The following is a 25,897-nucleotide window of genomic DNA, read 5'->3' as shown; positions in this document are numbered from 1 at the left end:
ATTGCGAGGATCAGAACGACAGCGACGACACGACCCGCACCTTCTGGCTCGGATCGAGTTTCTGCACGCCGAGGGCGACCACCTTGGCGCCGTCGTCGACGCCGCCGGAGATCACGACGTTGTTGCTCTCATAGGCCTTCACCTTGACCGGCTTGAGCGCGACCTCCCCCTTTTCGTCGACGATGTAGAGCGAGGGATCGCCGCCCTGGCTGTACAGCGCCGACAGCGGCAACTTGGCGACGCGCTCGCTCGCCTTGTCGGCCAAGGTCAGCGTCGCGGTCATGCCGAGCGACACGGCGTCGTCGGCATCCGGCAGCGAGAATTTCGCAAGATAGGTGCGGGTGGCGGGGTCGGCCTGCGGCGCGACCTCGCGCAGCCTGGCGGCGTAGGTCTTCTTTGCATCCGACCACAGCGACACCGTGGCAACGCCCGACCTGGCACGAGCAAGAAGCGTCTCTGGGATCGCGACGACGGCTTCCTTCTCACCAAGTCGGGCGACACGGATCGAGGCCTGGCCCGCGGCAACCACCTGGCCGGGCTCGATCATGGTCGCTGTGACGACACCCCGGGTGTCGGCCACCAGCGTTGCATAAGAGAGGGAGTTCTTGGTCAGCTCGACCGAACGCTCGGCGCGGTTCAGCCGGGCACGCGCCTCGTCGCCGGCCGCCTTGGCGGAATCGAGCGCCGCATCGGTGGTCCAGCCCTTGGCCTTCAGGTCCTTGGCGCGCTGCTCGGCGGCCGCGGCCTGCGCCAGCACGCCGGTGGCGGCGCGGAATTCGGCCTCCGCCTGCTCGGCCTGCAGCTTCAGATCGACCTCGTCGAGGGTGGCCAAGGGCTGGTCGACGTCGACTGTCTGTCCGACCTCGACCAGCCGCTTGGCCACCTTGCCGGCAACCCGAAAGCCCATATCGGCTTCGATACGGGGCTTGATGGTGCCGACAAAGCTGCGCTCAGGGGTTTCAGCTTCGTAATGGACGGTCGCCACCAGAACCGGGCGTCCCGGATCAGCGGTTTCAGCCGCCTTTTCGTTGCAGCCGGTCAGCGCGAATACCGCGAAAGCTAACGATGCTCCCGTCAAGAGCCTGTAATAGCTCGAGAAAATAGAACGGCCGAACATCTGAATTCTCCATCGGGCTGACGACTGATGAAGAGTATCGATTTATCACTGATGAATGTCAATAATCGTCAGTAGTAACCTGTTCGTGAGGACGGCCGTGAACGGCGCCGGAAGTGGCCAATGTTTTGGGGTGCGTAGCCCGGATCGAGCGGAGCGAAATCCGGGAGGCGGCCGATGCGACAATGGTCCGCGGACTACGCTTCGCTCCATCCGGGCCAGCGAAATCGTAGGATGGGTAGAGCGCAGCGAAACCCATCAACTTTCTAGCCGCGGGAGGGATGATGGGTTTCGCTGCGCTCTACCCATCCTACGCAGCGGCGCGAGCGTTACGCGCCGCTACTTCGCTTCCGCGAACTCGGTCTTGGTCTCGTGGCTGCCGAGGAACACCAGCAGGCCGCCGATCAGCGGCAGCAGCGACAGCACCAAAAGGCCGGTCGATGTGCTGCCTGTGCTCTCCTTGACCCAGCCGATCAGGTACGGCCCGAGGAAACCAGCGAGGTTGCCGATCGAGTTGATCAGCGCGATCGCACCGGCGGCCGCGGTGCCGGACAGCCAGGCGGTCGGCAGCGTCCAGAACACCGCGAAGGTGCAGAAGACGCCGATCGCGGCGACCGTCAGGACGACCATGGTCAAGATTGGATCGGAGATGTAGCTGGAGACGGCGAGCGCCAGCGCGGTCAGGAGCAGCGGCGCGCCGACATGAAACACGCGCTCGCGCGTGGCATCCGAGCGGCGCGCCCACAGGATCATCGCGATGGTGCCGAACACATAGGGGATCGCGGTGACAAAGCCGGTCTGCGCATTGCTGAGGCCGAACGCCTTGACGATCTGCGGCAGCCAGAACTGCATGCCATAGAGCGCGGCGACGAAGCCGAAATAGATCGCGCTGAGCGCCAGCACCTTCGGCGAGCACAACGCCTCGAGCAGCGTGAAGTGCCTGGCCGCCTGCTTGGCCGCCACCTCGGCATCGAGCTTTGCCTTCAGCCATGCCTTCTGCTCGGCCGAGAGCCAATCGGCCCGCTCCGGCCGGTCGGTGAGATAGAACCAGGTGACGATACCGAGCAACACCGAGGGAACGCCCTCGATGATGAACAGCCACTGCCAGCCCTTCAGCCCCATCACACCATCGAGCCCGAGCAAGAGGCCGGAGATCGGCGCGCCGATCGCGGTCGAGACCGGGACGGCGATCGCGAAGGCGGCGAGGAAGCGGGCGCGATATTCGGCCGGGTACCAATAGGTGAGATAAAGGATGATGCCGGGGAAGAAGCCGGCCTCGGCCACGCCGAGGAAAAAGCGCACCGCGTAGAAGCTGTGCTCGTCATAGACTGCCGCCATCAACGCCGACAGGATGCCCCAGCTCACCATGATGCGGGCGATCCACTTGCTGGCGCCGAACCGCTCCAGCGCCAGGTTGCTCGGCACCTCGAAGACGAAATAGCCGATGAAGAAGATGCCGGCCCCAAACGAGAACACCAGGGGCGAGAACTTCAGCTCGGTGTTCATGGTGAGCGCCGCGAAGCTGAGATTGACGCGGTCGAGATAGGAGAAGAAGTAGGCCAGGATCAGGAACGGGATCAGCCGCCAGGAGATCGCGCGGATCGTGGACGTCTCGACCTCGCTGTGGGCGCCGCGATCGGGCGCAGCGGTTGCGGTCTGGCTCATCTGTTTCCCCCCAAGGCAAATGCTTGGCTTGAGGAATATTGGCTGGCCCGGCATTGGGCAATGGCAAAGAGTCGCAGCACGCGGTGCAAACGGGAACACCGAGCGTTATCCACTGCGTCATTGCGAGGGGCTCGCGACAAAATTGCAGAGCAATTTTGCGCTGAAGCGACGAAGCGATCCATCCGTCCGTCTTGCGGCGCGATGGATTGCTTCGCTTTCGCTCGCAATGACGGATAGAGAGTTCCGGGACCTACTCCGCCAGCTGGAAGCGCTCGAAGCGGTCGAGCTCCTCCTCGATGCGGCGCTTCAGCTCCTTGCGCCCCGCTTGCCTCTTACCGTTGCCGACCCAGCTCCATTTCTGCATCAGCAGCTTCCTGTTCTGCCGGTCGGTCTTGAGGTCGAGAGCGGCAACGATGTCGTCGCCGACCAGCACCGGCAGCGCGAAGTAGCCGAACAGGCGCTTCTGCTTCGGCACGTAGGCCTCGAAACGATGGCCGTAGCCGAAGAACAGCTCGGTGCGCTTGCGCTGGATGATCAAGGGATCGAAGGGCGAGAGGATGTGCACGAGCGCGGGATCGCCCTCGCCGCTCGCTTCCAGCGCCTCGGGCCGCGCCCAATGCTCCTGCTTGCCGGCGCCATCGAGCGCGATCCGGACCAGCTCCTTGCGGCGCACCCGCGCCTCGATCAGGCCGCGCACCGCCTTCTTGCTCGGCGCGTCGAGATGGCAGATCGAATCCAGGCTGACGATGCCCTGCGAGCGCAGTGCGCGGTCGAGCAGATAGGCGGTCCTGGCCGAGGCCGGCGCGGGCTTCGGCGGCTTGTTCCAGCCGAAATGCCTGTTCATCAGCTCGTAGGTCTTCAGCATGCCCGCGCGCTCGCTGATCGTGACCACGCCGCCATAGAAGGCGAGCTGCAGCGCGCGCTTGGACGGTTTGCGGCTCTGCCAGAGATGCTCCTTCTCGGTCAGCACGTCGTCTTCGATGTCGCGGATGGTCAGCGGACCCTCGCGCAGCAGCCGCATGATCTTGCGCGTGTCCGCCGGGGTCACCGACGCGAACCATTTATGGCCGTCGCGCTTATGCGCCTTCATCGCCGGCAGGAAGATGTTGATGTCCTTGGACGGCACGTAGGACAGCGCGTGCGTCCAGTATTCGAACACGCTCTTGTCCTGGCTCTGCGCCTGCTTGAGGTCGGCGCGGCGGTAATCCGGAATCCGGGTGAACAGGATATGGTGATGGCAGCGCTCGATCACGTTGATGGTGTCGATCTGCACATAGCCGAGATGGTCGACGGCGGCCGCCACGGCTGACGCGCCCTCCCCGAACGGCGCCGTTGTATCGAGCCGCTGCGCACGCAGCCAGATATGGCGAGCGGCGGCATTGTTCAGGGATAAGGGTTCGGCGGCGCGGGGCATTGCTCCGGCAATGTAGTGAGATTCGCGCCGCTGTGGAGAGCCGCGCGAGGGAAATCGGCCGTGCATGATCATCGCCCCTCGACGTTGCGCGGCGCTTCGGGCCGCCTACGGCGGACCAACGGCTCCCCGCAACCAGGGAACGTCCGCCAGCGCCGCCGCGAGCGCGGCGTTCTCCTCATGGAAGACCCGGGACGAATGGCCGCCGATCGGAAACCAGCCGCGGCCATCTTCGACGTCGCGCCGATATTCTTCGAAGCCGATGCTGCCGTCCGGACGCAGGAAGATATCAACGCAGCGCGAGCCACCTTCGTCATTGATCGAGCGAAGGACGCGATTGACGTGGGCCATATGATCCTCCTCTCCGCCAAGCGCCCCGGCCTGGCACAGGGCTGGGCCGGCCCATGCAACCGTGATCTAGATCACATTCGGGGCTTTGAACCCGTCCTAGGTTCCCAGCATCAAAACGATAGCAGCCGGATTGGCTGGCCGGACATTCAAGGACCAAGACCATGACCCGCTCCCATTTCCTGTCTCTTTTGACAATCGGCGCTGCGCTGTCGATGACGGCGGGCGTCGCACTGGCCGGCAGTGACACCGTTCCCGCCGCCCAGATCCTCAATGCGCTAAAGCCGAAGTCAGCCACCCGCAGCCTCTCCGCCGGCACGCAGGTCGACCCGGCCGCTTCGGCCAAGGAGGCGAGCTTCCTCAATACCGTTCGCAACCGGCAGACCCGCTCGCTGTCACTGGGCGAACGCCAGGAGATCGCAGACATCGCCGCCAACAAGCCGAAGATCGATCTGGAGATTCACTTCGATTACAACTCGGCTGAGATCGCGAAGGGCTCGGCCCAGGCGGTGCAGGAGCTCGGCAAGGCGCTGTCGGATGCCAGCATGAAGGGCTCGACCTTCGTCGTCGCCGGCCACACCGATGCTATCGGCAGCGAAGCCTATAACCAGGATCTCTCGGAGCGCCGCGCCGACACCATCAAGACCTATCTGGTCGAGCATTACGGCCTGAACGGCTCCGATCTCGTGACCGTCGGCTACGGCAAGACGCGGCCGAAAGACCCAAACGCGCCGATGGACCCGACCAACCGCCGCGTGCAGGTGGTCAACATGGATACCAAGACGGCGCAGCAGTAATCTCCCGAACTTCCGATCCGCATGTCGGACCCGACAGGCGGATCGCTTGTTTCAGGGCTTCAAATCCAGTTCTGGAACAGCATCAGCCGATTGAAGGTCGCAATCGACGTCTCGACGGCAGCGACCGTGATCGGCAGCATCGCGATGAAGCCCGCGCATCCGACCGCGACGAAGGCCCACAACAACCAGCGCGGCGCGCCCTTGCGCGTCAGGGCATAGACCAGCACGAGGCTCGCGGTGGTCGCCGCCGGCAGATAGTAATAGATGAAGCCGAGTGTGCGCGGCAGCAGCGCCCAGGCGAGATACGGACCGAGATAGAACGCAAGCACGAGAAACGCGTCGCGACAGCGCTCGACAATCCAGTCGCGCAGCGCGACGATCAGCGCGATCAATGCCGGCCACAGCACCAGCGGATTGCCGAGAAACACGACCGCCGCGAACCTGTCATCGCCGACCTTCTCGAACAGATACCAGACCGGGCGCACCAGGAACGGCCAGGACGGCCATGAGCTCATGTAGGTATGGCCCGCAATCGCGGTCGTGGTGTTGTCGGCAAAGATGCGGCGCTGCGCCTCGACGAGGCCGCTGAACGAAAAGCCGACCAGCGGCACGAAGGTCGCGAGATAGACGGCCGACGGGATCAGCACGAAGCAGACGATGAAGTGCGGTAGACGGAAATCCGGCCACAGGTCCGGCCGGTACCAATCCTCCGCATTGGCGTCGGCGAAGCGCGTGCGCCAGCCCTGCATCAGGCGGATCACCACGACGATCGCGATGCAGGTCGCGAGCACGAACAGCCCGCTCCATTTGCAGGCGCTCGCCAGCCCCACGGCCAGGCCCGCCAGCGCGAAGGCGGCGTGCGGCCGCGTTTGCCTGAAGCCGCGGATGAAAGCTGCGACCGCCAACAGACAGAAGGCGAGCGCGAAAATATCCAGCATCGCGATCCGCGACTGCACGAACAGCATCTGGTTGAAGAACGCCAGCAGCATGGCAGCAATCGCGCGCTCCTGCGACCCAAACAGCGCGAGCGCGCCGAGATAGACGCCGACCAGCGCCAGCGCGCCGAACAGCGCGGCGGGATAACGCCATCCGAGCGGCACGTCGCCGAACGCCTTGATCGAGAGGGCGATGATCTCCTTGGCAAGCGGCGGATGCATCGGGTTGAGGATCGGCCCCTCGACCACCGGCTGGAGCATCTGCCGCGCCGCCGGCACGTAATGCACCTCATCGAAATAGAGCTTGTCCGGCGCCGTGATCCCGAGCAGCAGCACGACATGGGCGACGATGAAGATGATCGCCGCGACGATCGCCGTGCGCGCAGGGGCACGCCGCAGAACGGAAGGAGATTTGGATGCGATGATCAAGGGCGGGCACGCTGCGAGGAGGACAAGTGTGAGCGAAGTGTGAGCTACGATCGCGCCGTCGCACGCGGCGAGTGTGACCTGTGTGATCGGAACTCACTTTCACGTCCATGGCGTTGAACGTGATCGAATCGACAGAGACTAACCATCCAGTCACCTCGGGGGAGCTTGTGACATATATACAATATCAGATGCATGCCCGATCCGGTACGATGATGGCGTTCAGTCGATCGGTATTGCAATGAATTCGCCTCACAGCCTTTTCTCCCTGCTAGCACTCGGTCTTGCCGTCGCCGTGACGGCGCATCCCGCTCAGGCGCAGACACGCGTCGGCGAAGCGGCGATGGTGAAGAACGAGGTCGTCCGCGTTGCCGCTGCAACCACGCCGATCAATGTCGGCGATGCGCTGCTGCGCGATGAGACGGTGCGCACCGGTCTCGAGAGCGCGGCGCGGCTGGTGATGGCCGACAGCACCAACCTCTCGCTCGGGCCGAATGCCTCGCTCAAGCTCGATCGCACCGTGTTCGACGACGAGCATCACTATCGCGATGTCGCGGTCCGCCTGACCTCGGGTGCGTTCCGCTTCGTCACCGGCCACTCGGACAAGGCGGCCTACAAGATCACGACGCCGCTTGCGACCATCGGTGTTCGCGGCACGGTGCTCGATATCCTGTCACAGCGCGGCAAGACCACCGTGGTGTTGCAGGAAGGCGCTTCGACCGTGTGTACGTCGAGCCGGCAGTGCATCGATCTGACCCAGCCCGGCGACACCGCGATCATCACGTCGAGCGGCGGCCGCACCACGATCCAGAAGACCAACAACCCACCCTGGACTTTTGCCGCAACCTGCACCCAGGCCGCAGGGCTCTGCACCGTCACCCAGTTCGCGGATGCATCACCGGTGACGCCGCCGGTCGACGACGCCGGCATGCTGTGCGGACGGTGACAATGGCACTGCGCATCCATCACGTGGTCCTGTTGACGGCTCTGACGTTGGCGCTGTCGCTCGCTATGCTGCAGGCGCTGGCTGGGCCGGCACAGGCTCAATCTCCAACGCCGAACTGCAACTCGGACAGCCTGTCGTCGAACTGTGGAGCGAGCCCCACACCGACGCCGACACCCACTGCCACACCATCGCCTACGCCGACCCCCATTCCCACGCCGACTCCAACGCCGAGCCCGTCGCCGACACCGATCACCGGCGCGCCGTCGAGCGGCAGTTCGATCAGCGGTCTCGCCGACCAGCGCTTCAACCAGATGATCACCAACCGCGTGCTCGGATCGGTGCTGCTCGGCGTCAACGAGCAAGTCAATTGCGACGACTGCATCAGCGCCTTCGGCTCCGCCGGCTCGTTCTCGGCCGGCATCCATGGCCGCAAGACCATCACGCCGAATCTGTCGCTGCTCGCCGGCATCGCCTACACGCAATATGGCGAGGGCGGCTACAACGTCACCAGCGCACCGATCGGCGCCTTCGCGCTGCGCTATGACTTCGTCGACTGGGGCTCGTCGCGGCCGTTCTTCGACATCGGCAGCATCCTCTCGCCGTCCGAGAAGGTGCGCTACACCCGCAGCTACACGACCAGCCTCGGCCCGGTGTCGGTCACCGGCCAGACCTCGAGCGAGAATTACGGCGTGTACGGGCGCGCGGGCTGGATCAGCCGATTGTCGGCGCGCGACGAGGTCGCGGCCTCGGTCGAGGTCTGGCAGCTCTGGCAGCGGGTCAAGGGCTACAGCGATCCGGCGGTCGCCTTCAATCCGTTCGACGCCACCATCGCCGACGGCACCGATCGCACCAGCCTGGTCAAGATCGGCGGCCAGTGGACGCATCTGTTCGGATCGAACATCGAAACCAACATCAACGGCGGCTGGGTGCAATCCTTCGCCACCCATTCCGGCATCGTCGCGACCGTCACGGGCGATGGGACGATCGTGCCGACAATCGGCAATCAGGGCTGGTTCGAATATGGCGGCCGCGTCGGCTTCCGTATCACCAAGGGCTGGATCGCCGACCTGTTCCTCAACGGCACCGCCGGACCGCAACCGGTCGGCAACACGGTCCACGGCGGCGTCGGGCTGCGGATCAGTTACTAGGACGGGGGTCGTCGCCGGCCTCCAGCGACGACACCCAATCGCGTTCAATCATTGTCCCAGTAGCCGTCGGAATATCCTTCCCGATACCCGGAAGTATATCCGTGATCATATCCGCCGGGATATTCGTCGCCGTATTCGTACACGTGATGATGATAGTGGACGACAGGGGCCGGCGGATAATACTCCCTCTCGTAGACATAGGCTGGAGCTGCCCGGGCGGTCATGGTCGAGCCCAGCAAGGCGCCAACGGCGAGGCCGCCAACGATGCCGACAGCCACGGCATCTCCGCGCCGGCTACGCGCCGCAGCTTCTGTCGACGCAAGACTGCCCATGACGATCACGACGACAGCCGAAACAACAGCTACTCGTTTCATTCAATCATATCCTCATTCGAGTTCGATAGCCACGCCGGCCGATGGCAGCGATCGACTATCGGGCTTACCGCAGGATGACATCGCGGCGGGACCGGCGTTCTCCGTTGCGCCACTGCGCGAATAGCGCTTCTAGAACGTGACGAGGTCCTTGATCTCGATCCTGACAAATCGCGGCACGACCCGCCTCGCCACGAAATCGTTCCAATCCTTGAACTTCGACTTCGCCCTCGCCTCCGTGATCGCGGTGACCCCGCGGACGCTGAGATGCGGAATCTTCACCAGCTCGCTGACAGGCGCGGTGTTGAGGTTGACCCTCTCGACATGACCGGTCGCCTCGCGTGTCGCGGGCGCCTGGTGGGCCGAACCGGTCTTCGATGGCGATGTCTGTGCCAACGCGGTGGCACCGATGACGGCGCACACGCCGAGGCTGATGCAAACCAACCTGATGAACATGGAGTGCTGTCCTTCGTGATATGACGCCCCTGACCCGGCTGCCGATAAAGCGGCGATCGATTACCGCAAGATTACAATTGCGATCGTCGCGGCGACATCCGACCGATGCCTCCGGTCAACGCATCAAGACGAGCAGGCCCTGCGACTCCGTGATTCCATCTGCGATGGATACGGGTCCTGGCCGGAGCAACATCATTGGCGAGGCTTGAAGCTGCGCCGCCCGGTTCGCGAAGCGGCGCCACCATGAATGCAACGAGGCTTCGCCTGACGCCCGGGATTCCGAACAAGCTCGATTGAACGGAGAATTCGCGCCTGACATAGCTTCCGGCCCGCGCCGCCATCTGTTCAGTCCATTCAAGGCAATGGTCTTGATCGGCGAAGCAGAGCGCAGCCCAACCGCGCTCCGGCGTTACCTGGCGAGGCAATGCCAAGGAGTACTGGTGGGCAAAGGAGCCGCCATAGTGCGGGTGATCCGAGCTGTAGAATGCCACCGCAAGCCCAAGGCTGTCATTGCCTCCAACGATCGACAGCGGCGTACGCATCTCTTCGTGCCACAGCCGGGTGAGCTTGTCCGCGGCCTGATGATAAAAGCTTCGTCCTTCCTCGTAACCGTGGCTGTTGCGGTAGAGCGCGTGAACCGGGGCTGCGATTACGGCGGCAGCGATCGCTATCCCTGCGACCAGGAGCGCGGCATTGACCGTGTAGAAGCGCTCGATCCGGTAGCGGGTGCTGCAAACGATCGGCACGGCGAGCAGAAACAATCCCTGCAGCGCCCATAGCGACGGCAAGTCGGTGCAGAGAAATATGGAGGTAACGACGGGAAGCACGATCGTGCCGATCGCGACGTGGAAGATGAGCTTCAGGTTTGGATCCGACGCCACGAGGTCTCGCGACAGCCGCCTCATTCGATAGCCGGCGATCATCACCCACGTCGCGGCGGACACACCCACGGCCGCAGCAAGGCCCATTAGGAAATTGGCGGCATCCTGCAGCGCGGTGAGGAAATCGGCCCGCACATGCGTCGCGGCATAGTAGACGGGCTCCCCGCCTGTCGTCGCCAGCCAGTGCAGGTGGGGAAACAGCGCAAGCAGCCCCGCGGCGGCGGAGATCCAGGGCGAACCTGAAGTGAAATAGGCGCGCCGCGACGGGTGAATCATTGCCGACAACACGAAGCTCGCGACCAGAAAGATGGAATAGTACTTGCCCAGCATCGCAAGGGAGGCCGCCAGACCTGCGGCAATCGCCCAGAGCGGCGCACGTGTTTCAAAGGCGCGAAGGAAGCAATAGGTCGCAAGCGGCCAGACGGCGAGCAGCACGGCGTTGGCATTGAAGCGCTGTGCGTGAAACTGGTACGCCGGGGTCAGCATGAGCAGGAGCAGCACGATCAGGCGCTTGTGGCCGCTCACGAACCGTCTTGCGATCAGGTCGACGAACCACAATGCCAACGCTGCATTCGTCATCGCCATCAGTCGCAACGACCAGTCGGTCAGCGGAAAGACCGAGGTCCACGCGCCCGTCACCCACCCCATCAACGGAGGGTGCTTGGGATACCCCCACGCGAAATGCCGTCCATACGTCCAGGTCTCCAGCACGTCGGGGTGCAGGCCCGCGCCGTGGTAGGCCACGGCCAGATACACCGTCCAGATGCCGACGAAGCAGGCGAGCAGCAGCGGCACCGCCCATCCCGCTTCGACCCCTTCCAGCCAACGATTGAACGGTCGGCGCCACCGCGCCGGGCAGCGGTCCGACCGCTTGGCCATCGCCGACAACGCAAAATCCACCGGCATGAGGCCTTCGTTTTCTTATCGCTAACGTCATGTCGGCGACTTCCATCGGCATGCTCTTCACAGCCACCATTACGACAGCCTGACGTGGCTCGACCCACGTCGCCGTGGATGCGTCCGCGCAGCGCCGATAGCGGTCATTTGCAGGTAATGCTGATGGATGCCTCTGGCGGAGAAATCTCATCGCGGAGACACGCATGCACAGACTTGCCATCATGATGATCATGACGCTGCTCGGCTTCGGGGCGCTTGGAGTTCGGAGCCGGCGCCGGTTACGGGGCAGCAGTGGCCGCAGGGGTCATTGACGCGATCGCGTCAGCCGCAGCGGCGAGCCGTTCGCGGGAGCGACTGAGCCGGATCTGCGCCCATTCTGACGGGCCTTGCACTGGGCCGCCGATCGGGCCGCAGCCTCACGCGCGCGGAGTCAAAAAATCCGGTGGAATCACCAGAAAGCGCTCAACACGTCAGTGTATTGAGATGAAAGATCGCAGTTTTCCGGCCAGCCGTAATCTTATGGTAATCCGTCCGTAATGGTAGAAGCCGTGTCTCATGCTTGGGAGAATGCGGTGCGAGTTCTGGTCGTGGAGGATGATCCTCAGCTTGGGCCATGGTTGCGGGATACTCTGGGAACGGCCTTCGGCTCATCTGATATGGTCACGACGCTCGAGGAGGGCCGGGCCGCGGTGGCCGTGCGGAATTTCGAACTGGTGGTGATCGATCGCGGACTACCTGATGGCGATGGTCTGGCCTTGCTGCGCGACCTGAAGCAACAGAAGCCCAGCCCCGCGACGATCGTGCTGACCGCGCTCGATGATCCCGTCGATATTGCGCGCGCCCTCGACGAGGGGGCGGACGATTATGTGGCCAAGCCGTTTGAACCGATCGAATTGGTCGCGCGAGCAAAGGCCGTGCTCCGGCGCCTCTTTCTGGATCGAGGGGCCGTGGTTCGCATCGGCAATCTGAGCTACGACGTGCTCAACCGCGAGGTCTGCGTCGATCACCAGCCGATCGTCGTCCCGCGCCGCGAGCTGGCAATTCTGGAAGCCATGGTGCGGCGGATCGGCCGCGTTGTCCTGCGCGAGACCCTTGAAGTTGCGGCCTATGATTTTGACGACGAGATTCAATCAAACGCGATCGAAGCGCATGTTTCGCGGCTGCGCCGGCGCCTCCGTGCGGCCAATTGCAGGATCGTCATCAAACCGGTCCGCGGCCTCGGGTATCTGCTGAGTGGTGAATGATGATGTTGAAGTGGCAAACGCTCAAGCGCAGCCATCGCTCGATCGCGGTGCTGTCCGCGACACTGATCGGCGCGGTGACGACCATCATGCTGCTCTGCGCAGCGGCCCTGCTGATCCGGTTCGGCGGTGACGATGATGGCACCTGGGCCGCGGCCGACGTCGCCGACGCATTGAAGGAGGCGGTAACACGCAACGAAGCCGGGCAACTCGCGCTCAAGCCGACGTCGCGGCTGGACGAGATCACCCGCAATTTCCCGACATTCTGGTACGTCGTGTCCGACAAGAGCGGAGAGGTCAGCTACGGCCCGGTACCAAAGTGGCGGCCACAGAAGACTCAGACATCTCGTGACGGGACGAGTTTCCTCGCCTACGCGTTCGACGGCGAAACCACGAAGCTGAAGAAGATGGCCGCGATCAGGAATACGCCCGTGGGCGAGGTGTGGATCGAAACCGGTGGCGTGGCCTATACGGCAGGCCAACTGACGACCGGAATGCTCACCGATGCGACCATCGTTGCGCTCCCCATCATCCTCGTCCTGGCGGCGACCGCGTTTACCGCCATGGTTTTTGTGCCGACGCTCATCGCGCGTCCCGTACGAGCGGTCGCCGCGGCCGCCGAAATGATCGACGGGGTTTCGGACGGCCGCCGCCTGCCGGAAGACAATGCGCCATCCGAGCTCCTGCCACTCGTCGTGGCTTTCAATCGCGCGCTGTCGCGGATAGACACCGCTTCAAAAGCGCAGCGGAATTTCCTGTCGAATGCGGCACACGAACTTCGGACGCCCTTGACCAATGCGCGCACCATACTCGAGCAGGTCGAGGACGCTCCGTTGCGTACCAGGCTGATAGCCGAGAACCAGAAGCTGTCGTCGATTGTCACCATGCTGCTTCAGTTGGCGCGCATCTCCGCGGATCCTGCCGAGCTGATCGACATGGACCTCGGTGCGCTTGCGCGCAGGGTTGCGGCCGAACACGTGCCGATGGCGTTGAAGAACGGAAGCGACATTGCGTTCACGGAGCCGCGTCACCCGATCCGGGTGCGTGGTTCGGAAGTCGCGATCGCCGTCGCGCTCTCGAATCTGATCCGAAACGCCATGACCCATGGAAGTGCCGGCGGCTCCGTCCTCATCAAGGTCGAAGCACCGGCGCGATTGAGCGTCATTGACTTCGGGTCCGGCCTTGAGCCCGGCCAGCCCGAACATCTGCTTGAGCCCTTCAGACGTGGAAACACCAGCGCGGAGGGGACTGGGCTCGGGCTTTCGATCGTTTCCCAGGTGATGACCACCCACAACGGGACCGTTGCTCTGTGCCAAACGCCTGGCGGCGGCACCACGGTCGAACTGAACTTTCCGGTCCCGGCCTGTCAGCCATCCGACACGCCGTCAGGGAGAAAGGCCGGCCACGCCATCACCGACGCGCGGCCGAACGGCATCCCCGCCGCCTGAGGCCTTCGTTCGATCTGTCCCGGCCTTTGCGGCCGGGCCGTCGATCGTGTTGCGCTGGATTGGAGCCCGGAGGTTGCGAGACGTAAACGTTCGCCGCCTCACCGTCGAACCGCAGGCAGACTGGCACCTCTGGCATCGATGGGCTCCTTGCCGCGGCGATCAGGCGGTAGCCGCAGCGGACTGCTTCGCCGCAGCCTCGACGTCCATCCACATCACTTCCCAGATGTGACCATCGGGATCCTCGAAGCTGCGGCCGTACATGAAGCCGAAATCCTGCTTCGGCGCCGGATCGGCGGTGCCGCCCGCGGCCTTCGCCTTGGTCACGTAGCCGTCGACGGCGTCGCGGTTGGCGGCCGACAGGCAGACCAGGACCTCGCTCGTGGTCCGGGCGTCGGCGATCTTCTTCGGCGTGAACTGCCGGAATTTGTCGTGGGTCAGCAGCATGACGAAAATGGTCTCCGAGATCACCATGCAGGAGGCGGTGTCGTCGGAGAATTGCGGATTCTTCGTCGCGCCGATCGCCTCGTAGAACGCAGTGGCATGCGCGAGGTTGCTGACCGGCAGGTTGACGAAGATCATCGTGGGATTGGCCATGAAAGGCTCCTGTTGGCGGGGTTGTACCCCGAGGACGAACCGTCTAGCCGCTTCCCGACATCGCCGCGCAAATTTTTGTTGCGGCGTCGTGCCGCAGGTTGGCTCAGGTCACGATCGGCGTCGGCATGGTGAGAAATGCCCGCGTCACGTGCCAGAACAGCTCACGATTGGTGGCGAGCACCACCGAATGGGCGGTGCCGGGCAGAATGATGAACTGGCGGTCGCCGTTCGGCAGCTTGTTGAAGAACTCCTCGAGATCGGGCACCGACGCGATCCCGTCATACTCGCCGCGGACCAGTAGCACCGGCGCCAGCACCTTCTCCGGATGCACCACCGGCAGATTGGCGGTCATGTCGAGATAGGTGCCGGTCGGGATCTGGTCGCCGAACTGCATCTCGACATCGGCCAGCACCTCGACCACGGCGGGGTCGGACGTGCCCGGTTTGTCGCGGGTCGCGATCGAGCGGATCATGTCGCGGTCGCGCTTGCGCATGTTGTGGCTGCGATAGTAAGCGAGCTGCTCGGCGCGCTTTGCCAGCGTCGGCGAGCCCTCGCCCTTGTAGGTGAAGGCAGCGAACACCAGCCGGTCGATCCGCTCGGGCGCGGCCATCGCGAAGGCGCCCGCCCGCAGCGCGCCTGAGGATTCGCCGACGAAGTGGTATTTCGTCTGCCCGGTCTCATGCGCGATCACCTCGACCGCCGCCTTCAGGTCCTCGACGCCGCTCGCGATATCGGCGTTGCCCGAGGTGCGGCCCGACCTGCCGTAGTTCTCGTGATCCATGGTCCAGCAGTCGAAGCCGTAGCGCGCAAACACGTTGAGCAGCGAATACTCGCCCTTGCCGGGCACCGTGAGGTCGAACACCCGCGATGTCACCGACGAGCCGTGGACGAAGAACACCACGGGCCGCGCCGGCTCGCCCGGCTTCGGCGCACCGATCCGCTTGCGGAACATCCACAAGGGGATCTCACCCTTCTTCGCCCAGTATTCATTGCTCCATATTTCTCCTTCGGTGGGAATTGCGCTCGCAGCCTGTGCCGGCGTCGCGCCGAGTGCACCGGCAGCCGCAGCAACGCCGATGCCTTTGATGATGGCGCGCCGCGAATGGTCTGCTGGCATCATGGTTCGCTCCCTTCCGGATTTCTTCGTCCGATCCGCTGCGATCGAGCATAGCAGCGCGCATGAGCGGTTGCGCAACGCTCGCGCCTCGCCGTCGAAGATAGGATGCACGATTTTGTGAACGCCGCCGACGGCAGTCGGCACGGACGACGAACGGACTTGGTCCTAGTCTCCGCCGCGGTCCGACCGGAAAAATCCGGCGAGATGCGGGAGCGAAGAATGAGCAGCAATCTCACAGATGAAGAACTTGCCGCCTTGATGCCCTCCGAACTGTGCCAGTACCAGACGCCGATCCCGACCCAGATCGTCTCCAGCGACGAGTTCTATCCCGACCCACAGAACGAACGTCAGCGAGAGGTTGAGGGACGGCTGCTCGCGATGGCCGACGAACTCGGCGGCAAGCAGGGTCTCGACCGCCGCAAATTCTTCCAGACCGCGGCCGGCATGGCCGCCTCCTTCGTCGCGATGAACCAGGTTTATGGGCAGCTGTTCGACGTAACCCCGGCGGAAGCCGCAACGCCTGCGATGGCGCAAGAGCGCGCCAACGGCCTGAAAGACCAGTTCATCATGGACATGCACACGCATTTCCTGCGCGACGACACCCGCATCATGGGTTTCGTGGAAATGCGCAAGGCAGTCGGCAAGGCCGGCTGGAACAAGGAGCTCAACGCTCACGAGCAGACCATCGAGGATCTCAAGTTCAACAACTACAAGAAGGAGATGTTTCTCGATTCCGACACCAAGATCGCGCTGATCTCCTCGGCGCCGTCGGATATCGAGCAGGACTGGTTCCTCACCAATGAGCAGATGGCCGACGCGCGCAAGAAGATCAACGACGAGGCCGGATCGCGGCGCGTGTTCTGTCACGCGATCTTCACGCCGGGGCAGCCCGGCTGGCTCGACAAGCTCGACGCGGCGCTGGCGTTGAAGCCGGAATCCTGCAAGGGCTACACGATCGGCGACAACACCCACAAGGAGATCAGCCGCTACCCCTGGCGGCTCGACGACGAGAAGGTCGCCTACAAGGGCTATGAGAAAATGGTGAAGGCGGGCATCAAGAATGTCTGCGTCCACAAGGGCCTGTTCCCGCCCGGGATCGAGAAGCAGTATCCGAACCTGCGCGGCTTCGCCGACGTCGCCGATGTCGGCCAGGCAGCCAAGGACTGGCCACAGCTCAACTTCGTGATCTACCACTCGGCCTATCGCCATGTCGGCGGCGATCCCAAGGTCGCGCTCGCCGAGTTCGAGCGCACCGGCCGGATTGCGTGGACAAGCGATCTCGCCGACATCCCGGCGCAGTATGGCGTCAACAATGTCTACGGCGATGTCGGGCAGTTGTTCGCGACCACGCTGGTCGCCGAGCCCAATGTCTGCGCCGCGCTGATGGGCACCCTGATCAAGGGACTCGGCGCCGATCACGTCGTCTGGGGCACGGATGCGCTGTGGACCGGCGCGCCGCAATGGCAGATCGAAGGCCTGCGGCGGCTGGAGATCCCTGAAATGATGCAGAAGAAGTTCGGCTACGCCCCGCTTGGGCCCGCCGATGGACCGGTGAAGACGGCGATCTTCGGCGACAACAATGCGCGGCTCTACAACATCCAACCGAAGCGCGCGATGCTCGACATCAAGGGCGACCGCTTCGCGATGATGAAGGCGCAGTACGAGAAGGCCGGCCCGGAGCCGTCAAATACACGCTACGGCTATGTGGTGCCGAACGGGGTGATCGACCACACGGTGTTTGCGTAGTCCCTCGTCGTCATTCCGGGGTTCGACGCTTCGCCTCGCCCCGGAATGACGAGGCGAGAAGCCTCTTACTTTCCCTTGAAATTCGGCTTCCGCTTCTCGCTGAACGCCTTGACGCCCTCCTTGAGGTCGTCGCTGTCTCGCACTTCGTCAAGCAGCCGCCGCACGTCGGCGACGGTTTCCAATGGCCCCTTCGGCATCGCTTCACGGGCGAGCTTCTTCAGCGCGCGAACCACGAGCGGTGCGTTGCCGGCGATCTTCGCGGCCATCTCCTGCGCCATCGCGACATGCTGCCCCTTCGGGGCGACCTTGTTGACGAAGCCGATCTGCCAGGCCCGCTCCGCCGACATTTCCTCGCCCACCAGGAGGAATTCCATGGCGATCTTGTGCGGCATCCGCGCCATCACCGACGAGACGCCACCGGCCGTCGTGCCGATCTTGCCCTCGGGATAGATGAAGCGTGTCGTCTCGGACGCCACGCATAGATCGGCCATCTGGACCAGCACAAAGGCCCCGCCGACGACCCAGCCTGAGGTCGCCGCAATGACCGGCTTGTCCAGATCGACGCCGAGGCCGGGCACCGCGTGCCACATGTTGACGGGAAGGTCGGCGACATCGGCGCCGACCGAAAAATACTTCTCCTCCGCGGAAGCCAGCACCGCGACGCGATCGTCGCTGTCGCGGAACCGCAGCCACGCATCACGCAACTCCGTACACAGCGCGTTGTTGAGCGCGTTATGTTTCTCGCTGCGTGCCATCGTAATGGTGGCGACGTGATCCGCGCTCTCGTAACGAACGAGCGTCATGCTGGCCTCCCTGTTTTATTGTTCTTTTCAACGCGGCCGCGCCGCGCGCGTCACTTTTTCTCGTCGGGATGCCGATGCACCGGATCGACCCACAGCACGTTCTCCGGCTTCTCGACCGGCTCGATGTCGAGGTTGACCGCGACCGCCTCGCCGTCGGAGCGCACCAGCACGCATTCCAGCACCTCGTCCGGACTGGCATTGATCTCCTGGTGCGGCACATAGGGCGGCACGAAGATGAAATCGCCGGGACCGGCTTCGGCGGTGAACTGCAGCTTCTCGCCCCAGCGCATCCGCGCCTTGCCCTTCACGACATAGATGATGCTCTCGAGATGACCGTGATGGTGCGCGCCGGTCTTGGCGTCCGGCTTGATGCTGACGGTGCCCGCCCACAATTTCTGGGCGCCGACGCGGGCGAAATTGATCGCGGCCTTGCGGTCCATGCCGGCGGTCGACGGCACGTTCGGATCGAGCTGGTTGCCGGGAATCACGCGGACGCCGTCGTGCTTCCAGCGCTCGTCGTCGTGACGATGACCGTGGTCGTGAGAATGGGTGTGATCGTGGGAACCGCTCATCGTTCTTGCTTTCGTTGGTCGAGTTTCGTGCCGGGAACGCTATCGAAAAGCGCGCGCGCAGGCGAGCGCAAAATCGGAACATAGCCAATCGGAACATCGCGATGTCCCGGCGCGTTGCGTCAGCGTATTCCGAAGGAGTATTTCATGACCAGCACGACCGACAAGATCAGGGGCAGCGCCAACGAGGCGATCGGCAGGCTCAGGCGGCGCATTGGCAAGGCTACCGGTTCTCCCGCGATGCAGGGCCGGGGCGCGATCCAGGAAGCCAAGGGCAAGGGACAGAAGGCACTCGGCGGCGCCAAGCGAATCGTCGAAAATGCGCTCAAGAGAGCGACCTCAGCGGCCCATTGGCCTCGCTGAACGATAGACGAGACGGCCGGCCGATCGGGCCCGCCCGTTCGAGCATATGCGACGCCTGTCAGTCGCGTGGGCGCGGATGTGCCAGCACATCCGGATTCACCACATTGGTCGGCGCGCCAGTCGCATAGGCCACGATCTGATCGAAGATATCGGTGAACTGGATCTCGTATTCGTCGCGCGAGACGTAACCGAGATGCGGCGTGCAGACGACATTGTCCATATTGAGCAGCGGGTCCGCAGTGTCGCGCAGCGGCTCCTTCTCGTAGACGTCGATCGCGGCCATGCCGGGCCGGCCCGCACGCAGCGCATCGACCAACGCGACCGGCTCGATCAGCGGCGCGCGGCTGGTATTGACGATCAGCGCGGTCTGTTTCATCCGTGCGAGATCTTCCGCCTTGACGATGCCACGCGTGGCGTCGACCAGCCGCATATGCAGCGACAGCACGTCGCAGCGGGCGAAGAAATCAGCCTTGCTGGCCGCGGTCTCGTAGCCGTCGGCGCGGGCCTTCGCCAGCGCGGCCTCGCGCGCCCAGACCAGCACCTTCATGCCGAACGCCCTGCCGTAGCCTGCGACCACGGCGCCGATGCGGCCATAGCCGTAGATGCCGAGCGTCTTGCCGCGCAACGTATGGCCGACGCCGATCTGCCATTTGCCGGCCTTGAGCGCCGCCATCTGCTGCGGAATCGCGCGCATCGCCGCGAGGATCAGGCCCCAGGTGAATTCGGCGGTGGCGTAGGACGGCGTATCGGCATGCTGGCTCGACGACACGATGATGCCGAGCCGCGTGCAGGTGTCGATGTCGATATGCGGATAGACGCTGCGCTGGCTGATCAGCTTCAGCTTCGGCAACCGTTCGAGCAGCGGCGTGCGGATCTGGGTGCGTTCGCGGATCAGCACCAGCGCGTCGGTGTCGGCGAGCCGCTTGGCGAGCGCATCGACGTCCTGGACATGATCGTTCCAGATCGTGACGTCGTGGCCGTGGAGCTTGTCAAAGCAATCGAGGGTACGCAGCGTGTCGAAATAATCGTCGAGGATCGAGATCTTCATCGCTGCGCCCCCTGTTGTCGTGGGCCGGTTACCTGACGGCCTGTGGCTTACTTCACACCGAGCAGTTCGACGTCGAACATCAGCGTGGCATTCGGCGGGATCACGCCGCCGGCGCCGCGCGCGCCATAGCCGAGGTTCGGCGGAATGATCAGCGTGCGCTTGCCGCCGACCTTCATGGTGGCGACGCCCTCGTCCCAGCCCTTGATGACGTGGCCCTGGCCGATCGGAAACTCGAACGGCTCATTGCGATCGACCGAGGAGTCGAACTTCTTGCCCTTCTGGCCGTTCTCGTAGAGCCAACCGGTGTAGTGCATGACGCAGGTCTGGCCCGGCTTCGGCGAGGCACCGGTGCCGACCTTGCTGTCGATGATCTGGAGACCTGAGGCTGTCGTCATGGGCTTTCCTGCCGTTTGCGCCGTTGCCGTCCTGCTGACAACGGACGTGGAGACTGCCGCCGCAAGGCCGGCAAACGCAGTCTTGATGATCGTGCGTCGGGAAGATCGCATCTTGCACCTCTCGTGAAGGACGGCCGTCTCTAGCCCAGCGCGGGCCAAATCCCTAGCCATTTTTCAGTGACCGGCCATGCCGCCATCGCGGTCCAGTGCGAAATCGCCAAGTAATGGCGAGCCACGGCCGGCGATCAGGTCGCCGATCAATTGCGCCGCCAGATAGGAAAACGTGATGCCATTGCCGCCATAGCCATAGGCGGCGTAGACCCCCTTCGCACCAGGGACCGGACCGATCAACGGCAAGCCGTCGCTCGTCGTGTCGAACGTCCCCGCCCAGCGGTAGTCGATCTCGGTCTCGGCATAGGGCCACAGCGCGGCGAGACGCTTCGCCAATACGCGCGATTTCGCCGGAATGAGACGATCGCGCGCGTCCGGCTCGACGATCTCGTCGCTGTCCTCACCGCCGACGATGATGCGGCCATCCGGCGTCGTGCGTGCGTAGAGATAGTCCTTCGTGCATTCCCAGATCAGCACGCCGTCCTTCCAGATGTTGTGCGGCTGCGGAGCAGTCGCGATCGCCCAGCTCGAGGACACGGTTTCGACCTTCGAATGAACGATGTCGGGCATCGCATAGCCGGTGGCCAGCACCACCGCTTTCGCTGCAACTTCGCGGCCGTTGTCGAATCCGACCGTGACCGCGCGACCTGCCGGATCAAATGCAACGGCCTCGGCATCGAACAGCCGCGCCCCGCGTGCGACCGCGAGGCGAAGCAAGCCGCGGGCGAGTTGCAGCGGATCGGCATCCGCCGCGCCGGGCGATAGGATCGCGCCGGCACGCGCCATGCCGAACGTTTCCAGCAGCCGCCCATGGTCGAGAAACTCGCCGGGCAAGCCGGCGCGGTTGCGCAGCCGGTACTCGTCGAGCAGTTCGGCCGCGGAGCTTCCCACCGCCAGATACAGCGAGCGCTTCGCTCTGATCTGTCCCGGAATACTGGCATTGCGGATCAGCGAGGTCAGGCCGGTCACCGCCTGCAGGCTCGCGCGATAGGCGCGTGCAGCTCGCTCGAAGCCGTAGATCGCGGTCAGCTCGACCAGCGGCCGATCGATCTCCCACAACAGCATCGAGGTGCTGGCCGCAGTACTGCCACGGCCGGGGTGCTCGCGATCGACGATGACGACGTCGAGCCCCTGGCGCGTCAGCCGCTCAGCGACCAAGGCACCGGTGATGCCGGCGCCGACGATGAGTGCATCGCAGAAAAGGTTTCCGACCAACGTCGTGCGCGGCACAAGCTTCGAGGCGGCAAGCCAGGGCGAGGCGCCGCCGCGCAGATCGGCCTGTTCGGTCTCATCTGAATCGAAGGTGCGGATGGTCGGCCTCGCGGGGAAGGGCTTTCAGCACCAACCCCCGCGACAACGCCCGGTTCCGCCGTTCCGGCCTGATCGGCCGCGACAATCAGTAGCCGAGTGCGCAGCCGTCCTTGCGCGGATCGGAGCCGCCGGTCAGCGTGCCCTTGTCCCAATCGATCCAGATCCCCTGGCCGCCGCCGAGCGGCGCGACCACGCTGGTGGTCTTGTGGCCGATCTTCTTCAGGCCTTCCACGATCTCTGCCGGCACGCTGTCCTCGAGCTGATAGACGCCCTCGTAATGCAGGCCGCGCGGCATGTCGATCGCTTCCTGGATGTCACAGCCGTAGTCCAGCATGTTGGTCAGCACATGGGTCTGGCCGACCGGCTGATACTGCCCGCCCATCACGCCATACGGCATCACCGCGCGGCCGTTCATGGTGGCCAGCGCCGGGATGATGGTGTGCAGCGGACGCTTGCCCGGCGCGATGCAGTTCGGATGGCCGGGCTGGATGCGGAAGCCGCCGGCGCGGTTCTGCAGCAGGATACCGGTCTTGTTGGAGACGATCGCCGAGCCGAACGAATGCGCGATCGAGTTGATGAAGGAGCAGACGTTGCGATCCTTGTCGACCACCGTGATGTAGACGGTCGACGGATTCATCGGCGGCGCGACGTTCGGCAGCTCGAGCAGCCGGTCCATCCGGATGTTCCTGATGTGCTCGTCGGCGAATTCCTTCGACAGGATGGCGGCGACATCGACGTGGGCGTGCTGGGGATCACCGATATACTGCTCGCGCATCATGTAGGCGATGCGTGCGGCCTCCGCCTCGAGGTGGAAGCGCTCGATGCTGAGCGGCTTGAATTTGGTCAGGTCGAAGCGCGACAGGATGTTGAGCATAACCAGCATGGTGATGCCCGGGCCGTTCGGCGGGCACTGCCAGACGTCGTAACCCTTGTACATCGTGCCGATCGGCGAGGTCGTCTCGGTCGAATGCGCCGCGAAGTCCTCCAGCGTGTGCAGGCCGCCGATGCCGCGCAGCGTGTCGACCATGTCGGCGGCGATCTCGCCGCTGTAGAACGCGTCGCGGCCCTTCTGCGCGATCGCGCGCAGCGTCTTGCCGAGCTCGGGCTGGCGGATCACGTCGCCGGCGACCGCGGGCTTGCCGTGCGGCAACAGATAGCGCTCGGTGTTGGTGCCGTTCTTCAGCTTCTCGAAGCCGTTCTTCCAGTCGAAGGCGATGCGTGGAGCAACGACATAGCCTTCTTCGGCCGCCTTGATCGCGGGCTGCAGCAGCCGGTCCAAGCCGAACTTGCCGTGATCCCTGAGGATCACGTCCCAGGCATCGATGGAGCCGGGAATGCTGACGGCATGCGCCGAGGTCAGCGGCACCGAATGGATCTTGCGCTCGAGGTACCACTCGGCGGTCGCCGCCATCGGCGCCCGGCCGCTGCCATTGTAGGCCGTGATCTTGCCCTCGCCCCGCGGCTGGATCAGCGCGAAACAGTCGCCGCCGATGCCGGTCGATTGCGGTTCGATGACGCCGAGCAGCGCGCAGGCCGCGACCGCAGCGTCAGCGGCCGTGCCGCCCTCGCGCATCACCTCGATGGCCACCAGCGCCGCCTGCGGATGCGATGTGGCGACCATCGCGTTCTGGGCATGGACCGTGGATCGGCCGGCGAAGTGGAAATTCCTCATAACAGAGAGCTCGCTTGATCGTGATGGTCTGATGCTGCTGCGGCGGCAGGGTGCCAAGGGGATGGAAAGTACATGGCACATTCATCCCCGGCAGAGCAATGCCTGGCATGCCAGAGGGATTATCCCGGTAATGCATGGCTTTGCGGGGTTACGCCGACCGAGCCGGCCTGATAAACCCCGGCCATGCCACTCAAGGTCGCCGCCTTCTATCAGTTCGCCGCGCTGCCCGACTTCCGCGCATTGCGCGAGCCGCTGCGCGCGTTCTGCGCGGAGCTCGAGCTCAAGGGCAGCGTGCTGCTCGCGCATGAGGGCATCAACGGCACCATCGCCGGCAGCGATGCAGCGATCGATGGCTTCGTCGCCGAACTCAGGCACGGGCCGCTGTTCGGCGGCCGCCTCGACAATCTCGAGCTGAAGTTCTCCGCGGCCGCGCAGATGCCGTTCCAGCGGCTCAAGATACGGTTGAAGAAGGAGATCGTGACGCTCGGCGACACCACGGTCGATCCGACCCGGCAGGTCGGCACCTATGTCGACGCCGCCGACTGGAACGAACTGATCGCCTCGCCTGACATCATGGTGCTCGACACCCGCAACGCATTCGAGGTCGCGATGGGCAGCTTCGAAGGCGCGGTCGATCCCAAGATCGCGAGCTTTGGACAGTTCAAGGAATTTACCGCGCTGCACCTCGATCCCGCGAAGCACCGCCGGATCGCAATGTTCTGCACCGGCGGCATCCGCTGCGAGAAGGCGAGCGCCTATCTGCTCGCGCAGGGCTTCGCCGAGGTCTATCACCTCAAGGGCGGGATCCTCAGATATCTAGAGGAGACGTCCCGGCAGGACAGCCGCTGGCGCGGCGACTGTTTTGTGTTCGATGGGCGCGTCGCGCTCGGCCACGGGCTGCGCGAGCGTGGACGCGAGGACGCGGCGCATGAATGACACGGCAAGGCTGAGCGAGCGGATCGATGCGCTGGAGGTCCGCCTGACCTATCAGGACGAAGCGATCGAGACGCTCAACCAGACCATCACGGCGCAATGGAAGCAGATCGATGTGCTGACGCGCCAGCTCGCCGAGCTGCGCGACCGGCTTCAGGAGGCCGAACGCCAGGCGCCGGGCCCCGCCAACGAGCGCCCACCGCACTATTGACCGATGCCGCCGCAACGCGACGACACCGGACTACATGTTGCTCGCCTGACGCATCGGCTTGGCGCCGCTGAAGAACAGGCTGGACAGCCGCTGCACCATCGCCGTCGCGCGGCTGCCCTCGAGGCCCGGGCGAACACACAGCAGGCGCTTCTGCACCGGAAGCTCCGGAAGATAATAGTCCTTGGCCGAAATCAGCGATGACGGGATCATCCGCTCGGGGCACGCCGTCAGGCCGTATCCGGCCCGCGCGGCTTCCAGCCGCAGCTGGTGGTTCGGGCTCCTGAACACGATCTTGTACGAGATGTTGTGCTTGGTGAGCGTCCGGATCATCCAGTCGTCACCCGGCCACGCCAGGATCGGGATCGGGGCGCCCGGCCGCAGGACAAAGTCGCGTGATCGCACCCACACCGAACGCTCGTCGGCCTCGGCGGCGATCGTCACCTCGTCTTCGTTCTCAAGCGACGGGTTGCTGTAGACGAAGGCGATGTCGATGTAGCCGTCGATCAATCCCCTGATGACGATCGGCGACATGTCGGCGTGAACCAGCACGTCGGCGAGCACGTCGGCGGGATGCAGCTTGAGGAATTCCTCGGCGAGCATCGTGCTCATGCCGAGCCGCAACGGCTGCGGTCCTTCATGATTGCCGCCGAGCCGAAGCAGTTGATCGTTCGCTTCGAGGATGCGCCGTGCCTGCTGCACGGCAACCTTGCCGAGTTCGGTGGTCGTGGTGCCGTTTGCCGTTCTGACGAACAGCGCGCCACCAACCAGGCTCTGCAGTCGCTTGACCTGCGAACTGATCGCCGGCTGACTGAGGCCAAGACGCTCTCCGGCCTTCGATAGACTTCCCGTCTCTGCAATCGCAACGACGGTACGAACAATCTCGGTAGGAATATTCAAATGCTGACGTGGTCTGTGCATCGCGAGCCCTCCAATCTCAGCA

General features: G+C 64.1%; 26 protein-coding genes. 9 read left to right on the top strand and 17 right to left on the bottom strand.

The window, feature by feature from the left end; all coding sequences use genetic code 11:
• Positions 1-10 precede the first annotated feature (10 nt).
• The 4 genes from CK489_RS17685 to CK489_RS17670 all read right to left on the bottom strand — a co-directional run bounded on the left by CK489_RS17685 (position 11) and on the right by CK489_RS17670 (position 4,541).
• Positions 11-1,117, bottom strand: a complete 1,107-nt coding sequence (locus CK489_RS17685; protein WP_095733134.1) for an efflux RND transporter periplasmic adaptor subunit — start codon at positions 1,115-1,117, stop codon at positions 11-13.
• Between the two features lie 336 nt (positions 1,118-1,453).
• A complete protein-coding gene (locus CK489_RS17680; RefSeq protein WP_095733133.1) occupies positions 1,454-2,779 on the bottom strand; it encodes an MFS transporter in 1,326 nt (441 codons plus the stop codon).
• A gap of 250 nt (positions 2,780-3,029) precedes the next feature.
• Positions 3,030-4,193: a winged helix-turn-helix domain-containing protein gene (locus tag CK489_RS17675; RefSeq protein ID WP_095733132.1), complete on the bottom strand. Its 1,164-nt coding sequence runs from the start codon at positions 4,191-4,193 to the stop codon at positions 3,030-3,032.
• Positions 4,194-4,298: 105 nt separating this feature from the next.
• Positions 4,299-4,541, bottom strand: a complete 243-nt coding sequence (locus CK489_RS17670) for a hypothetical protein (RefSeq protein ID WP_050627170.1) — start codon at positions 4,539-4,541, stop codon at positions 4,299-4,301.
• 161 nt (positions 4,542-4,702) lie between these two features.
• Here CK489_RS17670 and CK489_RS17665 point away from each other — a divergent pair, with 161 nt between their 5' ends.
• Positions 4,703-5,335: an OmpA family protein gene (locus CK489_RS17665; RefSeq protein WP_095733131.1), complete on the top strand. Its 633-nt coding sequence runs from the start codon at positions 4,703-4,705 to the stop codon at positions 5,333-5,335.
• A gap of 59 nt (positions 5,336-5,394) precedes the next feature.
• On the opposite strand, the gene CK489_RS17660 is transcribed toward CK489_RS17665, so the two are convergent.
• Complete coding sequence (locus CK489_RS17660) at positions 5,395-6,699, bottom strand: phospholipid carrier-dependent glycosyltransferase (protein WP_502694125.1); 1,305 nt, start codon at positions 6,697-6,699, stop codon at positions 5,395-5,397.
• 238 nt (positions 6,700-6,937) lie between these two features.
• On the opposite strand from CK489_RS17660, the gene CK489_RS17655 reads away from it, so the two are divergent.
• On the top strand, positions 6,938-7,642 hold the full coding sequence (locus CK489_RS17655; protein WP_050627167.1) for a FecR family protein: 705 nt from the start codon (positions 6,938-6,940) through the stop codon (positions 7,640-7,642).
• Between the two features lie 2 nt (positions 7,643-7,644).
• Positions 7,645-8,790: a hypothetical protein gene (locus CK489_RS17650; protein ID WP_095733130.1), complete on the top strand. Its 1,146-nt coding sequence runs from the start codon at positions 7,645-7,647 to the stop codon at positions 8,788-8,790.
• 44 nt (positions 8,791-8,834) lie between these two features.
• On the opposite strand, the gene CK489_RS17645 is transcribed toward CK489_RS17650, so the two are convergent.
• The 3 genes from CK489_RS17645 to CK489_RS17635 form a co-directional block, all read right to left on the bottom strand.
• Positions 8,835-9,164, bottom strand: coding sequence for a hypothetical protein (locus tag CK489_RS17645; RefSeq protein ID WP_095733129.1), 330 nt, complete (start codon positions 9,162-9,164; stop codon positions 8,835-8,837).
• Positions 9,165-9,293: 129 nt separating this feature from the next.
• On the bottom strand, positions 9,294-9,617 hold the full coding sequence (locus CK489_RS17640) for a ComEA family DNA-binding protein (RefSeq protein WP_095733128.1): 324 nt from the start codon (positions 9,615-9,617) through the stop codon (positions 9,294-9,296).
• A 71-nt stretch (positions 9,618-9,688) separates the two neighbouring features.
• A complete protein-coding gene (locus CK489_RS17635; RefSeq protein WP_198960947.1) occupies positions 9,689-11,404 on the bottom strand; it encodes a glycosyltransferase family 39 protein in 1,716 nt (571 codons plus the stop codon).
• A 563-nt stretch (positions 11,405-11,967) separates the two neighbouring features.
• Here CK489_RS17635 and CK489_RS17630 point away from each other — a divergent pair.
• A complete protein-coding gene (locus CK489_RS17630) occupies positions 11,968-12,639 on the top strand; it encodes a response regulator (RefSeq protein WP_095733127.1) in 672 nt (223 codons plus the stop codon).
• Positions 12,639-14,084, top strand: coding sequence for a sensor histidine kinase (locus CK489_RS17625; protein WP_095733685.1), 1,446 nt, complete (start codon positions 12,639-12,641; stop codon positions 14,082-14,084). The genes CK489_RS17630 and CK489_RS17625 overlap by 1 nt, the downstream gene beginning before the upstream one ends.
• Positions 14,085-14,243: 159 nt before the next feature.
• Here CK489_RS17625 and CK489_RS17620 read toward each other — a convergent pair whose 3' ends face one another.
• Together CK489_RS17620 and CK489_RS17615 are read right to left on the bottom strand one after the other, a co-directional pair.
• The gene (locus CK489_RS17620) at positions 14,244-14,678 is read right to left on the bottom strand and encodes a VOC family protein (protein WP_095733126.1); all 435 of its coding nucleotides are present in this window, start codon (positions 14,676-14,678) and stop codon (positions 14,244-14,246) included.
• A gap of 103 nt (positions 14,679-14,781) precedes the next feature.
• Positions 14,782-15,798 (bottom strand): alpha/beta hydrolase, encoded by a 1,017-nt coding sequence (locus CK489_RS17615; RefSeq protein WP_095733684.1) that lies wholly within the window; start codon positions 15,796-15,798, stop codon positions 14,782-14,784.
• Between the two features lie 216 nt (positions 15,799-16,014).
• Here CK489_RS17615 and CK489_RS17610 point away from each other — a divergent pair, with 216 nt between their 5' ends.
• A complete protein-coding gene (locus CK489_RS17610; protein ID WP_095733125.1) occupies positions 16,015-17,541 on the top strand; it encodes an amidohydrolase family protein in 1,527 nt (508 codons plus the stop codon).
• A gap of 65 nt (positions 17,542-17,606) precedes the next feature.
• On the opposite strand, the gene CK489_RS17605 is transcribed toward CK489_RS17610, so the two are convergent.
• Both CK489_RS17605 and CK489_RS17600 read right to left on the bottom strand, forming a co-directional pair.
• Positions 17,607-18,344: an enoyl-CoA hydratase/isomerase family protein gene (locus CK489_RS17605; protein WP_050627162.1), complete on the bottom strand. Its 738-nt coding sequence runs from the start codon at positions 18,342-18,344 to the stop codon at positions 17,607-17,609.
• Positions 18,345-18,394: 50 nt separating this feature from the next.
• Complete coding sequence (locus CK489_RS17600) at positions 18,395-18,916, bottom strand: cupin domain-containing protein (RefSeq protein ID WP_050627161.1); 522 nt, start codon at positions 18,914-18,916, stop codon at positions 18,395-18,397.
• 144 nt (positions 18,917-19,060) lie between these two features.
• Here CK489_RS17600 and CK489_RS17595 point away from each other — a divergent pair, with 144 nt between their 5' ends.
• Positions 19,061-19,276, top strand: a complete 216-nt coding sequence (locus CK489_RS17595) for a CsbD family protein (RefSeq protein ID WP_095733683.1) — start codon at positions 19,061-19,063, stop codon at positions 19,274-19,276.
• A gap of 58 nt (positions 19,277-19,334) precedes the next feature.
• Here the strand turns inward: CK489_RS17595 and CK489_RS17590 are convergent, their stop codons facing one another.
• The 4 genes from CK489_RS17590 to ggt all read right to left on the bottom strand — a co-directional run bounded on the left by CK489_RS17590 (position 19,335) and on the right by ggt (position 23,813).
• Positions 19,335-20,324, bottom strand: a complete 990-nt coding sequence (locus CK489_RS17590) for a D-2-hydroxyacid dehydrogenase family protein (protein ID WP_095733124.1) — start codon at positions 20,322-20,324, stop codon at positions 19,335-19,337.
• Positions 20,325-20,371: 47 nt separating this feature from the next.
• Complete coding sequence (locus CK489_RS17585; protein WP_094193799.1) at positions 20,372-20,830, bottom strand: FKBP-type peptidyl-prolyl cis-trans isomerase; 459 nt, start codon at positions 20,828-20,830, stop codon at positions 20,372-20,374.
• Positions 20,831-20,893: 63 nt separating this feature from the next.
• Positions 20,894-22,045: an NAD(P)/FAD-dependent oxidoreductase gene (locus CK489_RS17580; RefSeq protein WP_095733682.1), complete on the bottom strand. Its 1,152-nt coding sequence runs from the start codon at positions 22,043-22,045 to the stop codon at positions 20,894-20,896.
• 181 nt (positions 22,046-22,226) lie between these two features.
• Positions 22,227-23,813: a gamma-glutamyltransferase gene (ggt, locus tag CK489_RS17575; protein WP_095733123.1), complete on the bottom strand. Its 1,587-nt coding sequence runs from the start codon at positions 23,811-23,813 to the stop codon at positions 22,227-22,229.
• 183 nt (positions 23,814-23,996) lie between these two features.
• Between ggt and trhO the strand changes: the two genes are divergently transcribed.
• Both trhO and CK489_RS17565 read left to right on the top strand, forming a co-directional pair.
• Complete coding sequence (trhO, locus tag CK489_RS17570; protein WP_095733122.1) at positions 23,997-24,749, top strand: oxygen-dependent tRNA uridine(34) hydroxylase TrhO; 753 nt, start codon at positions 23,997-23,999, stop codon at positions 24,747-24,749.
• Positions 24,742-24,957, top strand: coding sequence for a SlyX family protein (locus CK489_RS17565; RefSeq protein WP_050627156.1), 216 nt, complete (start codon positions 24,742-24,744; stop codon positions 24,955-24,957). The genes trhO and CK489_RS17565 overlap by 8 nt, the downstream gene beginning before the upstream one ends.
• A 30-nt stretch (positions 24,958-24,987) precedes the next feature.
• On the opposite strand, the gene CK489_RS17560 is transcribed toward CK489_RS17565, so the two are convergent.
• Complete coding sequence (locus CK489_RS17560; protein WP_245350404.1) at positions 24,988-25,875, bottom strand: LysR family transcriptional regulator; 888 nt, start codon at positions 25,873-25,875, stop codon at positions 24,988-24,990.
• Positions 25,876-25,897: the final 22 nt, after the last annotated feature.

The organism is Bradyrhizobium sp. UFLA03-84, from assembly GCF_002289535.1.
GTDB lineage: Bacteria > Pseudomonadota > Alphaproteobacteria > Rhizobiales > Xanthobacteraceae > Bradyrhizobium > Bradyrhizobium viridifuturi.
This window is presented reverse-complemented; position numbering and strand designations above follow the sequence as displayed.

Coding starts and splice junctions, on each gene's coding strand:
- CK489_RS17675 (WP_095733132.1), bottom strand. CDS start 4,193: ATGCCCCGCGCCGCCGAACCCTTATCCCTGAACAATGCCGCCGCTCGC.
- CK489_RS17670 (WP_050627170.1), bottom strand. CDS start 4,541: ATGGCCCACGTCAATCGCGTCCTTCGCTCGATCAATGACGAAGGTGGC.
- CK489_RS17610 (WP_095733125.1), top strand. CDS start 16,015: ATGAGCAGCAATCTCACAGATGAAGAACTTGCCGCCTTGATGCCCTCC.
- trhO (WP_095733122.1), top strand. CDS start 23,997: ATGCCACTCAAGGTCGCCGCCTTCTATCAGTTCGCCGCGCTGCCCGAC.
- CK489_RS17615 (WP_095733684.1), bottom strand. CDS start 15,798: ATGATGCCAGCAGACCATTCGCGGCGCGCCATCATCAAAGGCATCGGC.
- CK489_RS17590 (WP_095733124.1), bottom strand. CDS start 20,324: ATGAAGATCTCGATCCTCGACGATTATTTCGACACGCTGCGTACCCTC.
- CK489_RS17585 (WP_094193799.1), bottom strand. CDS start 20,830: ATGCGATCTTCCCGACGCACGATCATCAAGACTGCGTTTGCCGGCCTT.
- CK489_RS17680 (WP_095733133.1), bottom strand. CDS start 2,779: ATGAGCCAGACCGCAACCGCTGCGCCCGATCGCGGCGCCCACAGCGAG.
- CK489_RS17620 (WP_095733126.1), bottom strand. CDS start 14,678: ATGGCCAATCCCACGATGATCTTCGTCAACCTGCCGGTCAGCAACCTC.
- CK489_RS17595 (WP_095733683.1), top strand. CDS start 19,061: ATGACCAGCACGACCGACAAGATCAGGGGCAGCGCCAACGAGGCGATC.
- CK489_RS17600 (WP_050627161.1), bottom strand. CDS start 18,916: ATGAGCGGTTCCCACGATCACACCCATTCTCACGACCACGGTCATCGT.
- ggt (WP_095733123.1), bottom strand. CDS start 23,813: ATGAGGAATTTCCACTTCGCCGGCCGATCCACGGTCCATGCCCAGAAC.
- CK489_RS17650 (WP_095733130.1), top strand. CDS start 7,645: ATGGCACTGCGCATCCATCACGTGGTCCTGTTGACGGCTCTGACGTTG.
- CK489_RS17605 (WP_050627162.1), bottom strand. CDS start 18,344: ATGACGCTCGTTCGTTACGAGAGCGCGGATCACGTCGCCACCATTACG.
- CK489_RS17640 (WP_095733128.1), bottom strand. CDS start 9,617: ATGTTCATCAGGTTGGTTTGCATCAGCCTCGGCGTGTGCGCCGTCATC.
- CK489_RS17645 (WP_095733129.1), bottom strand. CDS start 9,164: ATGAAACGAGTAGCTGTTGTTTCGGCTGTCGTCGTGATCGTCATGGGC.
- CK489_RS17655 (WP_050627167.1), top strand. CDS start 6,938: ATGAATTCGCCTCACAGCCTTTTCTCCCTGCTAGCACTCGGTCTTGCC.
- CK489_RS17565 (WP_050627156.1), top strand. CDS start 24,742: ATGAATGACACGGCAAGGCTGAGCGAGCGGATCGATGCGCTGGAGGTC.
- CK489_RS17560 (WP_245350404.1), bottom strand. CDS start 25,875: ATGCACAGACCACGTCAGCATTTGAATATTCCTACCGAGATTGTTCGT.
- CK489_RS17665 (WP_095733131.1), top strand. CDS start 4,703: ATGACCCGCTCCCATTTCCTGTCTCTTTTGACAATCGGCGCTGCGCTG.
- CK489_RS17635 (WP_198960947.1), bottom strand. CDS start 11,404: ATGCCGGTGGATTTTGCGTTGTCGGCGATGGCCAAGCGGTCGGACCGC.
- CK489_RS17685 (WP_095733134.1), bottom strand. CDS start 1,117: ATGTTCGGCCGTTCTATTTTCTCGAGCTATTACAGGCTCTTGACGGGA.
- CK489_RS17625 (WP_095733685.1), top strand. CDS start 12,639: ATGATGTTGAAGTGGCAAACGCTCAAGCGCAGCCATCGCTCGATCGCG.